Here is a 1,094-nt window from a genome sequence, read left to right on the forward strand (position 1 = left end):
CCCTCCGCTTCGCTCCGGGTCACACCGTCCAAACTTGCGGCTCCGCCGCTCTCCGCGCTTCGCGCGTCGATCACTTGGGGCGGCCTGTGTCGGGGGCGCTGACGCGCCGGTGGGGTGGGCGGTGGGTTGTTGGGCGGGTTCGTTGTGAGTTTGGGTTGGGTGGGGCTGGGTCGTGGGGAGCGGGGCGCGAGGGTCGTGGTGCGACGGGGTTACGCGCGGGGGGCGCGGCATAACGGAGGGATGCGCCGGGGTCGTGGGGGCGGCGGGTTGTTGGGTGGCATCGTTGCTTCCTTGACCCCTGGTGGCCCGGCCGGGGGCGTGTCACGGCCGTCCATCCTGATGGAGCCGTGTCGCGCGGCAGCGGGAGCCTCGGGGGACTGCCGACCGATATCCCTCTCATATCAAGAACCAATAACGGGTCCGAACCAATGTTGGGGCTCCGTTCACCCGCCGACAACCCTGGCGTCGAACCGTGCACGCCGGCCGCGGACAGGCTCTACGGATCGCCCATGTCCTGGAGAGCCACCCCATGCGCCCTGACCGCGAACCCCGATCGCTCCCGATGTCCACTCCGGCGAACTCGAGGCCGGGCCTGTCCGTGACGTCCGTCACCGGCAAGGCGAGCGAACTCGGCCGCCCCGACGGCCAGGGCCCGTGGTGGGCCACTGCGACCGCCGAGGTCACCGGCACAAGTGGCAACCCGGTCGCCGGCGCCTGGGTCACCGTCGAGGTCCGCTCCGACGGCCACACCCTCAAGCACTTCGGCCTCACCCGCCGCGACGGCACGGTCGACTTCGGCATTTCCGTGCTGTGGAGCAACGACGCGACGGTAACCGTCAGCACCGTTCGCCACCTCGAACTGCCCTACTACCCCGACCTGTCCACCGCCCACGAGGTCCGCATCCAGCGACCCCGCCGAAACCCCTGACCCGCGCCCACACCCCACCTCCCCCGAGCCCCACCCCCGGCGCGTCAGCGCCCCCGACATGGGCCGCCCCCAGTGATCGACGCGCGAAGCGCGGAGAGCGGCGGAGCCGCAGAACTTGGACTTCGTGGCCCGGAGCGAAGCGGAGGGACACGAAGTCCCGAGCGAG

The 1,094-nt window shown here is 71.2% G+C and carries 1 protein-coding gene; it reads left to right on the plus strand.

The window, feature by feature from the left end:
- Window positions 1-598: 598 nt before the first annotated feature.
- On the plus strand, window positions 599-928 hold the full coding sequence (locus tag A3IC_RS0116395; RefSeq protein ID WP_158695969.1) for a hypothetical protein: 330 nt from the start codon (window positions 599-601) through the stop codon (window positions 926-928).
- Window positions 929-1,094 lie beyond the last annotated feature (166 nt).

Source organism: Embleya scabrispora DSM 41855, assembly GCF_000372745.1.
GTDB lineage: Bacteria > Actinomycetota > Actinomycetes > Streptomycetales > Streptomycetaceae > Embleya > Embleya scabrispora.